The sequence below is a fragment of the Rhodococcus sp. WB1 genome, from assembly GCF_001700945.1.
In the GTDB taxonomy this organism is placed as follows: Bacteria; Actinomycetota; Actinomycetes; order Mycobacteriales; family Mycobacteriaceae; genus Rhodococcus; species Rhodococcus aetherivorans.
This window is the reverse complement of record NZ_CP015529.1, coordinates 4,382,204-4,398,773: the sequence shown is the minus strand read 5'-3', so window position 1 is coordinate 4,398,773 and position 16,570 is coordinate 4,382,204. Positions and strand designations below refer to the sequence as shown.

Annotated in this window: 16 protein-coding genes; 10 read left to right on the top strand and 6 right to left on the bottom strand. The window is 71.8% G+C overall.

All coding sequences use genetic code 11. The features are described 5' to 3' along the window. Positions 1-92: 92 nt before the first annotated feature. The gene (locus A4U64_RS19620; protein WP_065922993.1) at positions 93-1,052 is read left to right on the top strand and encodes a LysR substrate-binding domain-containing protein; all 960 of its coding nucleotides are present in this window, start codon (positions 93-95) and stop codon (positions 1,050-1,052) included. On the opposite strand, the gene A4U64_RS29125 is transcribed toward A4U64_RS19620, so the two are convergent. Continuing rightward, complete coding sequence (locus tag A4U64_RS29125) at positions 1,025-3,820, bottom strand: AAA family ATPase (protein WP_269465941.1); 2,796 nt, start codon at positions 3,818-3,820, stop codon at positions 1,025-1,027. The genes A4U64_RS19620 and A4U64_RS29125 overlap by 28 nt on opposite strands. A gap of 178 nt (positions 3,821-3,998) precedes the next feature. Here A4U64_RS29125 and A4U64_RS19610 point away from each other — a divergent pair, with 178 nt between their 5' ends. From A4U64_RS19610 to A4U64_RS19600, 3 genes are all read left to right on the top strand, one after another. Further along, entirely contained in the window at positions 3,999-4,223 is a 225-nt protein-coding gene (locus A4U64_RS19610) for a hypothetical protein (RefSeq protein ID WP_157127591.1), read from the top strand. Between the two features lie 205 nt (positions 4,224-4,428). Further along, positions 4,429-5,406, top strand: coding sequence for an LLM class F420-dependent oxidoreductase (locus tag A4U64_RS19605; RefSeq protein WP_083662398.1), 978 nt, complete (start codon positions 4,429-4,431; stop codon positions 5,404-5,406). A 174-nt stretch (positions 5,407-5,580) separates the two neighbouring features. Next, positions 5,581-5,916, top strand: a complete 336-nt coding sequence (locus A4U64_RS19600; RefSeq protein WP_029541385.1) for a hypothetical protein — start codon at positions 5,581-5,583, stop codon at positions 5,914-5,916. A gap of 17 nt (positions 5,917-5,933) precedes the next feature. Here A4U64_RS19600 and A4U64_RS19595 read toward each other — a convergent pair whose 3' ends face one another. Then, complete coding sequence (locus tag A4U64_RS19595; protein WP_006932002.1) at positions 5,934-6,191, bottom strand: hypothetical protein; 258 nt, start codon at positions 6,189-6,191, stop codon at positions 5,934-5,936. 754 nt (positions 6,192-6,945) lie between these two features. On the opposite strand from A4U64_RS19595, the gene A4U64_RS19590 reads away from it, so the two are divergent. From A4U64_RS19590 to A4U64_RS19575, 4 genes are read left to right on the top strand one after another with little or no spacing between them, the layout of a single operon-like run. Then, on the top strand, positions 6,946-7,968 hold the full coding sequence (locus A4U64_RS19590) for an ABC transporter substrate-binding protein (protein ID WP_065922991.1): 1,023 nt from the start codon (positions 6,946-6,948) through the stop codon (positions 7,966-7,968). After that, positions 7,965-9,080 (top strand): FecCD family ABC transporter permease, encoded by a 1,116-nt coding sequence (locus A4U64_RS19585; protein WP_006932005.1) that lies wholly within the window; start codon positions 7,965-7,967, stop codon positions 9,078-9,080. Before A4U64_RS19590 ends, A4U64_RS19585 begins: the two co-directional genes overlap by 4 nt. Then, entirely contained in the window at positions 9,077-9,859 is a 783-nt protein-coding gene (locus tag A4U64_RS19580) for an ABC transporter ATP-binding protein (protein ID WP_065923534.1), read from the top strand. Before A4U64_RS19585 ends, A4U64_RS19580 begins: the two co-directional genes overlap by 4 nt. Next, positions 9,852-10,625 (top strand): (2Fe-2S)-binding protein, encoded by a 774-nt coding sequence (locus A4U64_RS19575; RefSeq protein ID WP_232334110.1) that lies wholly within the window; start codon positions 9,852-9,854, stop codon positions 10,623-10,625. The genes A4U64_RS19580 and A4U64_RS19575 overlap by 8 nt, the downstream gene beginning before the upstream one ends. A 4-nt stretch (positions 10,626-10,629) precedes the next feature. Here the strand turns inward: A4U64_RS19575 and A4U64_RS19570 are convergent, their stop codons facing one another. Next, the gene (locus tag A4U64_RS19570; RefSeq protein ID WP_006932010.1) at positions 10,630-11,034 is read right to left on the bottom strand and encodes a DUF1304 domain-containing protein; all 405 of its coding nucleotides are present in this window, start codon (positions 11,032-11,034) and stop codon (positions 10,630-10,632) included. Then, positions 11,031-11,492, bottom strand: coding sequence for a hypothetical protein (locus tag A4U64_RS19565; protein WP_043801529.1), 462 nt, complete (start codon positions 11,490-11,492; stop codon positions 11,031-11,033). Before A4U64_RS19565 ends, A4U64_RS19570 begins: the two co-directional genes overlap by 4 nt. Positions 11,493-11,579: 87 nt before the next feature. Here A4U64_RS19565 and A4U64_RS19560 point away from each other — a divergent pair, with 87 nt between their 5' ends. Together A4U64_RS19560 and A4U64_RS19555 are read left to right on the top strand one after the other, a co-directional pair. Then, positions 11,580-12,647, top strand: a complete 1,068-nt coding sequence (locus A4U64_RS19560) for a helix-turn-helix transcriptional regulator (RefSeq protein ID WP_065922989.1) — start codon at positions 11,580-11,582, stop codon at positions 12,645-12,647. A gap of 34 nt (positions 12,648-12,681) precedes the next feature. Then, the gene (locus A4U64_RS19555; protein WP_065922988.1) at positions 12,682-13,947 is read left to right on the top strand and encodes a serine hydrolase domain-containing protein; all 1,266 of its coding nucleotides are present in this window, start codon (positions 12,682-12,684) and stop codon (positions 13,945-13,947) included. 90 nt (positions 13,948-14,037) lie between these two features. On the opposite strand, the gene A4U64_RS19550 is transcribed toward A4U64_RS19555, so the two are convergent. Together A4U64_RS19550 and A4U64_RS19545 are read right to left on the bottom strand one after the other, a co-directional pair. Then, on the bottom strand, positions 14,038-14,799 hold the full coding sequence (locus A4U64_RS19550) for an IclR family transcriptional regulator (protein WP_006932018.1): 762 nt from the start codon (positions 14,797-14,799) through the stop codon (positions 14,038-14,040). Beyond that, the gene (locus tag A4U64_RS19545; RefSeq protein ID WP_084648670.1) at positions 14,796-16,277 is read right to left on the bottom strand and encodes an APC family permease; all 1,482 of its coding nucleotides are present in this window, start codon (positions 16,275-16,277) and stop codon (positions 14,796-14,798) included. The genes A4U64_RS19550 and A4U64_RS19545 overlap by 4 nt, the downstream gene beginning before the upstream one ends. Between the last annotated feature and the right edge of the window lie 293 nt (positions 16,278-16,570).

Below are 16,570 nucleotides of genomic sequence, written 5' to 3'. Positions count from 1 at the left end.
TCGTCGTAGTCACCCCACCACTGTCGTGCCCTTTCGGTTGATGAGTCCAACACATGCTTTTCATCACAACGATCGCGATGCACGATAGATGGATGGAGTTGCAGCAACTGCGGTATGTGCTCGCCGTGGCAGAGAAGAAGAACTTCACCCGAGCGGCCGAGCAGTGCTTCGTCGTCCAATCGGCGCTCAGTCACCAGATCAAGGCGCTCGAACAAGAGCTGGGCGTGCCGCTGTTCGCCCGGACCAGCCGTCGGGTCGAGCTCACTGATGCCGGGGCGGCGTTCCTGCCCGCGGCGCGGGCGAGTCTGGAGGCCGCCGAGCGTGCCGCCGCCGACGCGGCCGCGACCGTAGGGCAGATCCGTGGCCCGTTGACGATCGGTGTCATCCCCACCGTGACCGCCATCGACATTCCCGCTGCGCTGGGCGAATTCCACCGCGCTCACCCGGCGGTGAGCATCGCGCTTCGAAACGGCGGCAGCGACGAACTCGTGACCGCGATCCGCGCGGGCGAGGTCGACATCGCCGTGCTGGGCCTGCCTGACGCGACCACCCCTCACCGTGTCCGGTTCATCGAGTTGGCCCGCGAACGTCTCGTTGCCGTTCTCGCCGCTGATCATCGACTGTCGGGGCGGCGCCGCCTGCGCCTACGCGATCTGGCAGACGAGACCTTCGCGGATTTTCCCGCCGGGACGCAGGGGCGCGCACAGAGCGACCGGGCCTTCGATGCTGCCGAACTCCGGCGCGAGGTGACCTTCGAATCGATGTCTACCGATCTGATCCTCGACCTCGTGAAACAGGGCCTCGCCGTCGCGCTGCTGCCCCCCGCCTTCGTCCCCTCGAACCCGAACCTGGTCCAGGTGCCCGTCAGCGACGGGCCGACCCGAGTCGAATACCTCGCCTGGAGCGACTTCGACCCCGCGCCCGCCGCGGTGGCATTCCTGGACGCATTGCACTCTCAGATGGCATCGAATCGACTGAATTCCCAACCTATTCCGATGCGACCATCGTCCTGGGAGTCGGATGCTCAGGCGAGGACGTTGTCGCGCAGGTAGTTCGCCAGCTGGGTGCGGGACCGGACGCCGAGTTTCCGGTACAGCCGTCCCAGATGCATTTCGATGGTCTTGACGCTGAGGAAGAGCTGCTCGGCGATCTCACGGTTGGTGCCGCCGCGGGCCGCGAGCCGGGCCACCTGGAGTTCCTGCGGGGTGAGCCGGTGTCCCGCGGCAGCGGCGGGCGCGTCGACCGGCCGGCCGACAGCGCCCAGTTCCGTCGCGGCCTGTGCGGCCCACGTGCGGGCCCCGATGTGCCGGAACGCGTCGAACGCCACCTCCAGATGCTTGCGGGCGTCGCGCCGGCGCCCGGCGCGGCGCAACCGTTCGCCGTAGCACAGCGCGGTCCGGGCGGTGTCGAACGGGGACGGCGAGCGTGCGTGCAGTTGCAGGGCTTTGGTGAACCAGGTGTCGTACTCCGCGTCGTCGCCGATCAGTGCCCGGCCGCGGCAGATCAGGGCTCCGAGGGCATCGGGCAGCGCGAGTTCCGTGAGCAGCCGCAACTGTTCGCGAACCGCGTCCGGCACGTCGCGTCCTGTTCGGACGTACGCTTCGATCAGGTCTGCGGACGACGCTCGCGCGACGAGGAGACCGTCCGCGTACCCGGACGGTCGCCGGTTGGCCTCCTCCAGATGGTCGACGGCACGGTCGGGCCGATTCAGGCTCAGTTCCAGCAGCCCGAGTCCGTCCAGGGCGTCGCGATGCATCTCGCCCAGACGGGTCCTCTCGCGGATCCGCAACGAGTCGGCGGCGTGCGCCCGGCAGGCCTGTTCGTCACCGAGTTGCGCCTCGAGTTCCGCCAGGCATCCGAGCGCCGCGCAGAGCGCGAGCAAATCGTCTGTGTGGGTGGAGAGTTCGACGGCCTCGGTGGCCGCGCGACGACCGGAGTGCAGGCGTCCGAGGCGGCTGTCGGCCAGCGCCGTGACGTACAGCGCCAGGGGCAACTGCCCCCAGGCGCCCTCGGCCCGGAGCCGGTGGACCAGCGGGTCGAGCACCTGCCGCGGATCGCCGTCCTCCCCGTGCCAGGCCACCGCGCCCAGCTCCGCGAACAGGACCCATTCGACGTCGGCGTCGGTGCCCCACCGTGCGAGCGCCGCCGCATCCTGCAGCCAGCGCATCCCGTCGGAGGGGTTGCCGGACAACGACAGCGCGTTGCCGATGACGAGCGAGCCGAGGAGCGTCGTGTCGGTGTCCCGGGGCGGCGCCGATCGGATCGCCCGGCGAGCGAGCCGCAGTGCCCCCTCGGGCTCGCCGGCGACGAGTGCTCCCTCGGCCGCCATGGCCAACAGGTGGGCGCCTCGCGCCGGGTCTCGTCGACCGATGTCCGCGGCGCCCGTCTCCCACACCCGGCGTGCGATACACGCTGCGCCGGTGTGGAGTTCGACCCGTCCGCGGACGCCGGCGCTGGCGGCCCGCAGGGCCGGATCGGTGGTGTGGTCGTCGGATCGGTCCAGCAGCCGCAGCGCGGTCGTGCTGCGGCCCGCGCGCCGGGCCGCGTCGGCCGCCGCGCAGAGACGCCGGGCCGTACCCGCCTCGTCGGCGGAGAACGCGGCAGCCTGCTCCATGACGACCGCGGCGGCCGCGTACCCGCGCCGTTCCGACGTCAGCCGCGCGGACTGCTCCAGTTCCCGGGCGGTGCCCTCGTCCGGGGCGAGGGTGGCTTCGGTCAGGTGCCACGCACGTCGGTCCTGCTGCGCCGGATCGGTGAGCATCTCGGCCACTGCGCGGTGCAGCGACCGCCGCCGCGTCGGCGGGAGATCGGATACCGCGGCGCTGCGGATCAACGGATGCGGAAAGGACAACCGGCCGCCCGCGAACGACGTCAACCCGGTGTCCTCGAGCGTTCCCAGGGCACCGCCGGCGATCCCCAGGTGCGCCAGGACGGCGGACACCACCGGCAACCCGTCGTCGGCCGCCACCGCCGCGACCTGGAGGGCTCGGCGTGTCGCGTCGTCGAGCGCGGCGATGCGCGCGCCGAAGATGCGGGTCGCGGCCGACCCGGCGCGTACCGGGAGGCGCAGCGGACGGGTTCCGGTGAGTTCGTCGCACGAGAGAGTGCCCGCCAGCTCCAGCAGCGCCGACGGGTTGCCCCCCACCTGTGCGGCCGCCGCCGCCACCACGTCGTCCGGCGGGCGCCGGCCCAGGAGGGCGGCCAGCAGCTGACCGGCCGCCTCGTCGTCGAGACCCCGCACCACCGACGTCTCGACGCCGGCCGGACCCTGCGGCTCGCGGGTGGCGACCAGAATCCCGATCCGCTCGGTGGTGAGCCGCCGAGCGGCGAAGGCGACGGCGTCCAGGGTCGGCCGGTCCAGCCACTGGGCATCGTCGATCACCACCAGCAGTGCCGCGCTGCGTGCGGCCGCTGTCAAAATCCGGAAGAATCCGGCGTAGATCGCGAATCGGTCCTCCGGCCCGGGAATTTCGCGCGCGGTGGAGCCGCACAGCGCGCGCACCCTGGGCAGCGACGCGATGGGCCCCGGCACCGGCGCCAGCAGGCGTTCGAGCGCCGCGAAGGGGAACGGGGCCTCGGCTTCCGCACCCGTCACCGACAGCACGCCGAGCCCGGAGGCATGCTCGCGGGCGTAGTCGAGGAGGGCGGTCTTGCCGATTCCCGCTTCCCCGCTCAGCACCACTGCTCCACCCGCTCCCTGCCGGAGTGCGGCAAGCAGCCGATCGATGCGTGCGCATTCCGGTCCCCGCCCGAACAGCACAGCTTCACCGTAGCCCCCGGGCGGGGGCCGGGACCCTCTTCTCAACCGAAATGGAAGCATCGGGGCCGGCCTCGACCGAAACGAGACCCGTCGGTACGTGGTCATGCCCGAGTCGTCGCGATGCAGGGTTTTCCCCGTCGCCCGGCGTCGGGTTCTTCGGCGATGCTGATACACAGCCGATCCATTTCCGTGCCGTGGGCGCGTACCGGTCGCGGCACGCGATGCGAGGAGAAACACCATGAGCAGGAATACGTTTCGCGCGGCGGTAGCGGCGACCGCCATGGCCCCCATGATCGCCCTCGGCACCGGCGCCGCGACAGCGGCCCCCGCCATCCCCACCGCGCCTGCCCCGATCGCGGAATCCGTCCAGCCGGCGGTCCTCGGCCCGTTCGGTGTCGTGTGCGTTCCGTTGCTCTTCGTTCCGGTCGTCGGAGTGCCGCTGTTCGTGGTCTGCCTCGTCTGACACCGGGTCGACCCCTCGTTGCGGCGAGCCGGCCCGGCCGGCCCGCCGCAACGAGACACCCGTACCTGCCGAGATGCGCAGCCGGCATCTCGGCGGCCCCTCCCTACCGTGACGGTCGTGTACCGAGGCGACCGGTGGGTATCCCGAAGGACGGATCGCCGGCATCGGCAGGGCGCCCGGCACGGACCACGGGAGGAAACGAACAGTGACCGACTTCGGCTACACCATGCTCTGCGAGCAGTCCCGGCCGGACCACCTCGTCCGCGACGTGCAGATGGCTGAGAAGGCCGGCTTCGACTTCTCGGTGATCAGTGACCACTACAACCCGTGGCTGGAGGAACAGGGGCATTCCGGCTACGCGTGGTCCATCCTTGGGGCCGCGGCCCAGGCCACCGAGCAGATCCCGCTCATGACCTACGTGACCTGCCCGATCCTGCGGTACCACCCGGCGGTGGTGGCGCAGAAGGCGGCGACGATGCAGATCCTGTCCGGGGGCCGGTTCCGCCTCGGCCTGGGCGCGGGCGAGAACCTCAACGAACACGTCGTCGGCAAGGGCTGGCCCGCGGTGGGCACCCGTCACGAGATGCTCGCCGAGGCCGTGGAGATCATTTCGGCGCTGTTCGACGGCGGCAACGTGAACTTCCGCGGCGACTACTTCGACGTCGAGTCCGCGCACCTGTACGACCTGCCCGAGACCCGGGTGCCGATCGGCATCGCCGTGTCCGGTTCGCAGTCGTGCGCCCTCGCCGGGGAGAAGGCCGACCTGATGGTGGCGACCGAACCCGAGCCGGAGCTGACCCGGATGTTCGACGAGGCCGGGGGAGCGGGCAAACCGCGAGTCGGGCAGATCGCCGTCTCCTACGACACCGACCGCGACGCGGCGGTGCAGCGGGCGCACGAGCAGTTCCGATGGTTCGGCCTCGGCTGGAAGGTCAACCCGGACCTGCCCGCGCCGTCCTCGTTCGCGGCGGCCACCCGGTTCGTGACGCCCGAGCAGGTCGGGGCGCAACTGCCGTGCGGCGACGACATCGACGAGTACGTGGACAAGATCCGGCCGTTCGTCGACGCGGGATTCACGGAGGTCGCCCTCGTCCAGATCGGAGGTGACCGGCAGGGGCCGTTCATCCGGTGGGCCGAACAGGAACTGCTACCGGCGCTGCGCAGCCTGTTGCCGGGCTCATGAAGCGCAGCCTGTTGCCGGGCTCATGAAGCGCAGCCTGTTGCCGGGCTCGTGAAACGCCGCGCGCTCGCGGCGCGATGGTCTCGGTAGTAGTCAGTTTTCGCTGACGCCGCAGACCTCGGACCCGCATGCCGCCGCGAGCGCACCCGACGGTCGCCGGCGTCGAAGGGTGCCGAGATGAACGTCGAACCGCGGATGGCCGGGTTGCGCCAATGGCGCACCGATCGCCTCGAGGATCTCGTGGCCCAGCTCGAACGCACGACCGATCCCGCGCTGCCCTGCTTCGCGCGCGACGTCGCGCGCACCGAGCTGGCGCTGCGCCGGGAGGGCGGAACGGTGGACTGGGTGTGCCGTGTCAGGGCACAGCCGAGGTCCGACGGTCGTTCCGTGCTGCTGACCCTGGCGTTGCCCACGACGCTGTCGGAGCCGGAGGTGCGCGACGCGGCTCTGGTCCGCGCCCGCGAACTGTTCGGGTCCGACGTCGTCGTCGACAGCGTGCAGTTCGGCGACTGAGGGGTTCGCCGAGCCGGTCAGGGTCCGAGCCGGACGGCCGAGACCAGGCCGGACACCGTGGCGACGGTACCGACCGCCACGAAGCCGGTCACCATGGTGGCGACGGCCCCCGCGGAGACGACCGTGCCGAGGACGGTGCCCACGCGGGGACGCAGGCCGGAGGCCGGACGGATCGGGGCCGGCTCCTCGAGGCGTATCGAGTGGGGCGCCGCCGGAATCGTCGCGGCCGGCAGAGCGAAGAGGGGGTCGGGTCGGTGGGCGATGTTCTCGGACATATCAGTGTTTCCCCGTCCGTCGTTGACACCTTGTGCCTCCAGTGTCGCGGCGGCGGGTCTCCGGCAGATGGCCGCATTTTGAACTCTGGGTTTCGTGGAGTCGGCGTCGTCGGTCCCGGTTCCGGGGCACCGCGGGCGAGGCAGCGGCGTGGCAGTACGGTGATCCGCCCGAGTGTGCCGGCCCGCACGCGCCCGGATGCCGGTCACCGCCCCCTGCGCGGTGACCGGCCCCGCCGGTCCGCAGCATCACCCGACGTTCCGGCGCGTTGCTCCTCGGAAGAGGGGCCGGTGGCGACGCCCCGGCCGCACGAGGGCGCAGCCCGTTCGACAGCCACCATCAATCGGAACGCACCGGGGATCGTCGCGGTTCCGGAGCCGAGGTCGCGAACGGGGTGAAAGTGAGGGTGAAAACCGGGGGAGGGCGGCGGACGATGGAACGGCGCTCCGGGTGGCCGTCCCGACGGACCCGCGCACCGGTGGCCGGCCCTGCGATGCGGGCCGGCCGCCGACATGCATAATGGCCGCAGCGTTGCTGACGCCCGTGCAGGGAAAGTCCGGTCCGAGTCCGGCGCTGACCCGCAACGGTAGGCCGTCCATCCGACGGTGAGCCCGATCGCCTGCACGGGGGTGCGCGACTCCGGTATTTCGTCGTGGTCTACGAGATGGAGTCCAGCAGGGTAGCCGGTGCCCGCTGTCCGGGGTCGCTGCCGTGCCGGAGTCTGCCTCGTGCCACCTGAGCAGAGCACGAGGTCCCATGCCCGTCGACTTCCGCCGTCCCGTGCGAGACGCCGCCGCGGTTCTCGCCGCCCTGACCGTCGCCACCGCGGCCCTGTCGGGTTGCTCGCGGGGCGCAGACACCGGCGCCACCCCGCCGGCCGCGGCCTTCGGTGAACCGGTGACGATCACCAACTGCGGACGCACCGCGACCTACGACGCGCCCCCGCAGCGGATCGTGTCGATGAACGACCACGTCACCGAAACCCTGATCCAGATGGGCGTGGGGGATCGCATCGTCGGTATGGGCTACGGCGAGAAGGACGACCCGCTGCCCGAGACGGCCGAGCAGTTCCGGGCGATTCCGTCGCTGGCTGCCGAGTACCCCACGTACGAGCAGATCCGCGACCTCGACCCGGATCTGGTCGTCGGCGGGATGCGCAGCGCATTCGACGACAAGACCGGACGCGGGCGGGACGCACTCGAGCAGGCGGGTATCCGCACGTTCCTGTTCTCCGAGTACTGCGGTGCCGGCTTCTCCGATATCGCGTTGCTGGAGAACGACTTCGCCCAACTCGGCGCCCTCCTCGGTACCGAGGAACAGGCCGCGGCCCTGACCGAATCGATCACAGCGGAACTCGACGCGGTACGCGCCCGCCTGGAGCGGGCCGCCGTCGCGCCGGTGCGCACCTTCTTCTACGACTCGGGCGAAGCCGAGCCGCTCTCGGTCGGCGGCGTGGGCATCGGCAACCTCATCGCCGAATACGCCGGCGCCGACAACATCACCGCCGAAGGCCCGAAACCGTACTTCACCACCGGCTGGGAGGTCGTCGGCGAGCGCGCACCCGAGGCGATCGTCGTACTCGACTACGGCGCGACCAGCGCGGAGGACAAGATCGCCTATCTGAAGAACCAGCCGATCGTGGCCACCACGCCCGCCGTGCGCAACGATCGTTTCGTCGTCGTGCCGCTCGACGACTTCTTCGAGAGCTCGCGCATGGTCGACTCGGTCGCGACGATCGCCCGCGGACTGCACCCGGCCGCATTCACGGATCCGGAATGACCCCCGCCGGTACCCTGGCCGACGCATCGGCGCCGCACGCCGGCGCCGCGGCGCCGGCCGCGCGGGGACGGGACGGGGGCGCGGCGCGTCGTTCGCTGTGGCTGATCCTGCCGCCGCTGCTCGCCGCACTCGTGCTGGCGCTGGCGGGCGCCGTGTCGCTGGGCACGGTGAACATCCCCTTCGGCGACGTGTGGGCGATCGTCGCGCACCGCCTCGCACCGGGGGCCTTCACGCCGTGGTGGACCGCGGCGCGGGAAGCGATCGTCGTCGAATCACGCCTGCCCCGGGCGTTGACGGCCGCCGTCGTCGGTGCCGCGCTCGCGATCGCCGGGGTGGTGGCGCAGGCGGTGACCCGCAACCCGCTGGCCGACCCCTACCTGTTGGGCGTGTCCTCCGGTGCCGGGTTCGGGGTGGTGCTGGTGACGGTCCTGGGTGTCGGCAGCGGCGCACTCGGAGCGTTCACCCTGCCGTTCGCGGCCTTCCTCGGAGCCCTGTTTCCGCTCGCCGGCGCGATCGCGGTGAGTCTGCGCGCCCATGCCGTCACCGCGATCGTCCTCGTCGGCGTGGCGATGTCGATGGTGTTCTCCGCGGCGACCACCTTCACCCTGCTGGTCCTGGGTGACGACCGTCAGATCGGTACGGTGATGCGTTGGCTGGCAGGAGGATTCGGGGATGCGACGTGGTCGATGCTCGCCGCGCCGGCGCTGGTCCTGCTCACCGTCGGCGGCGGCGTCCTGCTGTGCGGCCGGCAGCTGAACCTGCTGCTCGTCGGCGACGACGGGGCGACCGCCCTGGGAATGGACGTGCGGCGGTTCCGCATCCTGATCCTGCTGGCGGTCTCTCTGCTCACCGCCGCGGCGGTGGCCGTCTCGGGGACCGTCGGATTCATCGGACTGCTGATCCCGCACATCGCCGGCCATCTCGTCGGCCGCAACACCGTCCGGCTGATACCCGTGGCGGCGGTGGCCGGGGCGCTCGCGCTGGTCCTGGCCGACATGGTCGCCCGTTCGGTCAGCGGCTCGACCGAGCTGCCGGTGGGGGTCGTCACCGGTCTGCTCGGTGCGCCCGCCTTCCTCGTCATGCTGTGGCGCAGCTACGGGCGGGCACGATGACCCGCCTGCGCGCCACCGGGGTCCGCGCGCGGCTGGGCGAACGCACCGTACTCGACGGGGTGGACCTCGACGTGGCCCCGGGCCGGGTGCTCGCCCTCGTCGGGCCCAACGGCAGCGGCAAGACGACCCTGCTGCGCGCCTGTTACCGCGCGGTGCGGGTCGGGGCCGGCGCGATCACCGTCGGCGACGAGGACGTCACGGACCTGAAGCGCCGCACGCTCGCGCGCCTCGTCGGGGTCGGCGTCCAGGAGCCGGTCTCGCTCGGTGGGACGACCGTGCGCGAATCGGTGCAGCTGGGACGCACCGCCCGGCGGGGATGGCTCGAACCGTTCGGTGACGACGACCGGGTGGTCGTCGAGGATGTGCTCGGCCGGCTCGGGCTGCTGCACCTCGCCGATCGCGACGTGCTCGCCCTGTCCGGTGGGGAACGCCAGCGTGTGTCCATAGCCAGGGCCCTGGCCCAGCAACCCCGCGTGCTCCTGCTCGACGAGCCGACGAATCATCTCGACCTGCGCCACCAGCTGACCGTGCTGGAGTTGCTGCGCAGCCTCGCCGCGGACGGGCTCGCCGTGCTGGTGACGCTGCACGACCTGCGGCTGGCGACCGCGTACTGCGATCGCATGGCGGTACTGGACCACGGATCGGTGGTCGCTGCGGGAACCCCGGAAGACGTCCTGCATCCCGCCGTGCTGGCGGGGGTCTTCGGAGTTCGTGGCCGGGTGGCTGTGGACGGCGACGGACGACGCACGCTCGAGGTCTGGGGGCTCGCCGATGCCTGACGGGCACGCCGACGCCGCGGCGCGTGCCTACGCCGCGGCCCGAACCCTGCTCGGCGACTTCGCGCACACCGTCGACGTCGGGACCGCCGTCCTTCCGGGCACGGTGACGACCGATCCGCAGTGGCTGGCCGGACGGGTATCCGACACCGGCCGCAGGTGGGACTGCAGCGACCCTCGGGTCAACGGCACGCTCTGGTGGTACTCGGCCAGTTCGACCCTGGTGGCCGGACCCGTCGCGATGCTCCTGGCCACCGGCCACGCTCCCGATCCCGACCCGGCCCGGTTGCGCTGCGTGCTGCGGGAGGACGGCTACCTCGGCGCGGTGCGTTCCTCGCGCCTGCTGCCCGGGCGCGATGCCTTTGCGCGCGCTCTCGTGCCGGCGCTGTCGGCGATCATCGCGCCGCTCGCGCGGGTGTCGGGTGCGCCGGAGCGGGCGTTGTGGGCCGTCGCGTCCGACTCGATCGCCAACCGTGCCCTCGACGCCGGGCGTGCCGCCCACCGCGTCGACGACGGGTGCACCCTCGCCGCCGCGCTGTCGCGGCCGCCGCTGCTGCCACCGCGTTTCGTCGACGTCGATCCCACCGGCAGCGTCACGGCGGCAGCTCCCGGATCGCCGGAACCGGCGGACGGGCGACGCTTCGTGCGACGCAGCTCCTGCTGCCTGATCTACCGGGCGACCGACAGCGGCAAGTGCACGAGCTGCCCGCGCCGGTCACCGGCCGACCGCGCCGCGGCGCTGGGGCGGTACGTCGCCGCGCAGGAGTAGCGGATCAGGCTGCCGCGAGCGCGATCAGCGCGATCGCCGGTGGCGTGCACTGCGCCGCGGCACCCCCGAGCCCGGCGCCGCGGGGCCGGCTCATGGCCATGCGGTCCGAGACGAACAGGGCGATCCCGGCGAGCAGCATGAACGAACACGTGTAGAGCACGAGCGCGCGTCCGACCGTGTCCTCGCCGGCCCGCCACAGGGCCACCCCCATCAGCGCGCCGGTGCCGAGGAACAGGTTGTAGAAGCCGACGTTGAACGCCCACATCCGCACCGCTGCGACGTCGCCGGTGGGGATGCGGAACAGGTCTTCGTGTATCGACGGCCGCCGGAACAGCAGCGTCTCCCACACGAAGGCGAGCAGATGCACGGCCGCGCCGACCAGCGCGGCGACCTGCGCGAGAACGATCACGACGCACCTGCCTCCGCTGCGAGCGTGACCCCGTACCGGTCGGCGACCTCTCGGAGAATCCGACCCGTCTCGTCCGGTGGACGCTCGTGCCCGAGGGCGTCGACCGCGCCGAAGAAGCCGCCCATCGAGGTCCCGGCGGCGATCAGCAGGAAGGTCGCGGCGTCGGTCAGGACGGTGAAGGAGTTCACCGTTCCCGGCGCGAGGGTGATCGTGTCCCCGGCCGCGAGCTCGTGACCGGTCGCTGCGGCACGGACCAGGATCCGGCCGCTCAGCACGTGATACGACTTGGCCCACGGTTCGGCGTGCAGCGGCGCCGGCTCGGTGCGCGGGGCCTCGACGAGGAAGAGCTCGTAGGCTCCGCCGGCGTGTGCACCGGTGGACAGGACCGTGACGGTTGCGTCGGGCAGGGTGAGGCGACGGCCCTCGCCCATCCTGCAGAGTTCGATGTTGTCGGACATGTCTGTCACGTTAGGAACCGCCCGGCCGGTGGCCCATCCCCGAAAACGGGGATGGGTACAGGTCCGCCACCAGCGCATACTGGGTTCATGCTCGAGATCCGGGCGGAGAAGGTGGGCCGCGAGGTGGTGGCGCTCGCGGCCGCGGGCGCCGATGTGACGCAGGTGCACGGGCGCGCCATCGAACTCGTCGGCCGGACGGTGCGCAGCGACCTGACGTGCTGGGCGATGATCGATCCCCGGTCCCTGACGATCGGTTCCATGACGAGCGGACCCGACCGGGTTCCGCCGGAGTATGAGCCGCTGCTCGCCGAGAGCGAGTACCGCGGGCGGGATCCCGGCACTTTCGCCGAGCTGTTCCGCAACGGCCGCAGTGCGGCCCGGGGATCCGAGCTGCCCCCGGACGAGGTGGCCCACAGTCTTCGCCACGCCGAGGTGTGGCGTCCGCTCGGGTTGGACCACGAACTGCGCGTGATCTTCCGCATCGGCGGACTGTGCTGGGGTGCGGCCGGATTCGTTCGGTCCGGGGCGGACTTCACCGACTCGGAGGTCGAGTTCCTCACGCGGGTGGCGCCGGCGGTGGCGTCGGCGACCCGCGCCGCCGTGTGCGCCACCGCCGCCTCGCGCCTGGGCGACCCGGGTCCGGCGGTCGTACTCACCGGGACCGCGGGTGAGCCGCTCGCGCTCACAGCGGCCGCCCGCGACTGGCAGGACCGATTCGACGAGATCGCGCCCGGACGGCTGGCCGTCATGGTGCGCGCCGCCGCGTTCGGGGCGCGTGCGAGCGGTTCGGGTGTGTTCCGAACGCGGATCCGCGACGCCACCGGCGGGTGGATCCTGATGCGGGCCACCGCGCTGCTGGGCGGTGCCGAACCGCAGACCGTGGTCACCATCGAGCATGCGACCGGCCTCGAACTCGCCGAGTTGCTGCTCGCCGCATACGCGCTCACCGCCCGCGAACGGGACGTGTGCCTCGAGGTGATGGCCGGATACTCGACCGCCGAGATCGCCGACCGTCGCGGTATCACTCCGAACACCGTCCACGATCACCTCAAGGCGATCTACACGAAGACCGGAGTCCGCAGCAGGGCCGAACTCACCGCCCGCCTGCGGTCCGATCGGGACCTGCGCCGAACCACAGCCGCCGGGCCGGAGTGATCGCACCGGCCGAGCGCATCTGCCAAGATCAGGCATGCCCCTGAACCGGCGGATCCTGTCCGTGCTGTGCGCACTCGGCCTCCTGACCGCCTGCACGTCGACGGACGATGCCGCGCCCGGCCCGTCCGGATCCGCCGACACCGCGGCCGCGTCGGGGACCGCATCGTCGGCCGACCTCGCGCAGGCCGAGGCCGTGGACCGGATCGTGCGCGACACCATGGCGGAGACGCACCTGAAGGCGGCGGTCGTGCGCGTCACCGTCGACGGCAGGGAGATCCTCACCCGCGCCTACGGCGAATCCACCACCGGCGTGCCGGCGACGACCGACATGCACTTCCGCAACGGCGCGGTGGCCATCTCCTACGTCGCCACGCTGCTGCTGCAACTCGTCGACGAGGGGAAGGTCCGCCTCGACGACAAGGTCTCGACGTGGCTGCCCGACATTCCGAACTCGGACCGGGTCACCCTCGGGCAGCTCGCCCAGATGACCTCCGGCTACGCCGACTACGTGCAGAATCCCGAACTGTCGGATGCGATCTACCAGGACCCGTTCCGGAACTGGACGCCCGACGAGCTCATCGCCTACGGCACCTCCCAGCCCCTCTTCTACGAGCCCGGCACCAACTGGAACTACGCGCACACCAACTACGTGATCCTCGGCCTGGCCCTCGAGACGATCACCGGCCGGCCGGTGGCGGAACTGCTGCAGGAGAAGGTACTCGACCCGCTCGGGCTGGACGGCACGACGCCGTCGCAGACGCCGGCGATCCCGGAGCCGGTGCTGCATGCGTTCAGCTCGGAACGCCGGGAGGCGCTCGGGATCCCCGCCGCGACACCCTTCTACGAGGAATCCACGTTCTGGGACCCGTCCTGGACCATCACCCGCGGCGCCGTCCAGACCACCGACATCCACGACCTGCACGACACCGCGGTCGCCGTCGGCACCGGCACGCTGCTCTCCCCGGAGTCGTACCGGGCGATGGTGTCGACGGACCTGCGCGGCCGGACCACCGCGCTGCCCGGCTGCCCCACGTGCTTCCCGCAGTCCGAGGGCTACACCTATGGCCTCGGTGTGGTGGTCACCGGCAACTGGCTGATGCAGAACCCGTTGTTCGGTGGGTACGCCGCGGTCGAGGCATACCTGCCGTCGCGGAAGATCGCCGTCGCCGTCGCCGTCACCTTCGACCCGGCGGCGTTCGACGACACCGGTGCGTACCGGAACGAGGCCGACACGCTGTTCCGTCGGATCGGTGCGCACCTCGCCCCGGACGACGCACCCCCGCCGCGGCCCACCCGGTGACGAACCCCGCCGCGGCCCACCCGGTGACGAACCCCGCCGCGGCCCACCCGGTGACGAACCCCGCCGCGGCCCACCCGGTGACTCACGCCGTCACAGCAGCCCCGACAGGCGTGCCGAGCCGTCGAAGAGGAACCGCACGAGCACCGCGTCGTCCGGGGTGACCCGCGACGCCGACCCCTGCAGGTAGAGGCCGCCGACGACGAACGCCGAACGGTCCCGGATCGGCACCGCCAGCGCGGCCCGCCCGGTCCGGCACTCCTCGCCCTCGTACGCGTAGCCCGCGGCGGCGACGGCGCGCAGTTCCTCGGCGAGGACGTCGTGGTCGCAGATCGTGTGGTCGGTCAGGCGCCGCAGTTCCGGATCGGGACGCACGTGCGGATGGTGCGCCAACATGAGCTTGCCGAGGGCGTTGGCGTGCAGGTTCTTCGCCAGCACGCCGATGGCGATGATCTCGTGGTCGGGGTCCTTGTCGACGAACCGCAGCCGCCCGGCCGCGAACGAGGCGACGTGCACCCCGAATCGGGTGTGGGTGCGCAGCTCCTCGACGACGTCGTGCAGCGTCGGCGACGGGCTCGTCTCCGCGGCCGCCTGTGCGAGCTCCGCGGTGCGACGACCCAGCGCGAAGCCGGACAGGTCCGGCACGCGGACGAGGAATCCGTCGGCCACGAGCAGGTTGAGCATGCGGTACGCGGTGGTCGGCGGCACCCCGGCGAACCTGGCGATCTCCTTCGCGGACGTGCCGGGGCCGAGCTGCGCGACGGCCTCGAGCATCCCCAGCGCCTTCTGCACCGCGCGCGGCTGCTGTCCGCTGAAGTGCGAATCGTCCGCGTGCACGGACACGTGCGCGGTCAACCCGGGTTCCCGTCGCGGGGACGGGCGTCGTCGCCGGGGTGCGGGACGTCCGGGAGGATGCGCCGCCGCCCGTCCGCGCCGATCACGAGGGTCCCCGCCCCGGGGAGGATGTCCCCGGTCTCGACCGAGTCGAACGCACCGATGGTCGTCAGGCTGCCCGGCCGGACCCGGCGCAGCACGTACTGCCACACCGTGCCGGACGCCGCGACCGCCGAGAGTGTCGCGGGCACGACCCATACGCCGTGCGCGGTGCCGTCGACGGCGATGTAGCCGAGCAGGCCCATCCCCAGGACCGAGACGAACAGCGCGGCCGCCCGCGTCACGACGGTGTGCTCGCCGATGCGGTGCAGGAATCGCAGCGACGCGACGGCCACCAGCGTGTAGGCTACGACGAGGCCGATCTCCACGACGCCGTCGAACGCCCCCGAATCCGCCCCCGCGAGGGACGCGTACAGGCACGCGCCGGCGAAACCCGCGGCGGTGAAGGAGAGCACGCCCACGTGCGGGGTGCGGAACCGGTCGTGGACACGGGCGAGGGCGCTCGGCAGCACCCGCTCGACACCCATCGAGTACAGCAACCGGGAACCCGCCTGCGCGCACCCCAGGGTCGACGCGAGCCACGAGCACGTCATGCCCGCCTGCACCGCGAGCACCACACCGACGCTCGCGCCGGACGCCGTGCCGTCGAAGTACGCGCCGACGACGACGGCGCCGTGGCCGGACAACGCGGCCCACGCCGCGAACACGAACAGGACACCGACGACGACGGGGGAGATCAGCACGGTGCGAGTGACGGTCACCAACGGCCGCTTGGCCTCCGGGCCGAAGAACGCGGCGCTCTCGAAGCCCGCCATCGACAGCACGGTGAGCATCGCGAGGAACGGCATGAGGCTCAGGGGTGCGTCCGGCAGTTCGGTGGTGGCCGTGCCCGCACCGGCCGGGGTGCCGAGCATGAGCGCCACGATGAGCACGAGCGAGCACGCCTCGACGAGCAGGATGGCGCGCGTCGCGAACCGCACGCCGCGTACCGTGATCACCGCGACGCCAACCGCCACGAGACCGATCGTGACCGACCACGGCGCGGCGCCGGGCACGTGCATGCCGAGCAGGTCTGCGATGCGGAGCAGGCTCTGTGCGGCCTGCGACATCACCGAGATCGAGATGCCGAGATAGCCCAGCAGCAGCGCCGCACCCGTGGTGAGGGTCGCGCGGGCACTCAGGCCCTGGAACACGAAGCTGTAGAGCGACCCGGCCGCGGCGAGGCGCCGCGTGAACTGCGTGATGCACAGCGCCACCAGCACCACCACGGCGGTGGTCCCCGCGATCGCCAGCAGACCGCCGACGCCCGGCCGGTGGGTCACCATCCACAGCGCGATGAACACCATCCCGGTGGCCGGCGCGATCGTCGACAGGGACTGGCCGAGCAGATCGATCGGGGTGAGCTGACGGCGGCCGAGGGCGCGCAGCGGCGAATACACCGGATCCCGATGGGTTTCGGCGTCCCGTGAGCGGGCAATCGCGGCCCGGAGTGCGGTTGTCACGATCGTCGTATCCCGTCTGTGCGTCCGTGCAGCCGGCGGTGCCGGCACCTCGGGCGGTGAAACGCCTCAGGGCGAGGGACAACGTAGCGCCGCGGTGTTACGCGACGGTTACCTCCGCGAACGACATGTGGACGGCAAGTGGGAATCCGCCCGGCGCGGCGCTGTGGCCCGCGCCACCGCACGGCCCCGTGCCCCGTGCGGACACGGTCCCCCGAGCGCCGGAGACCGTG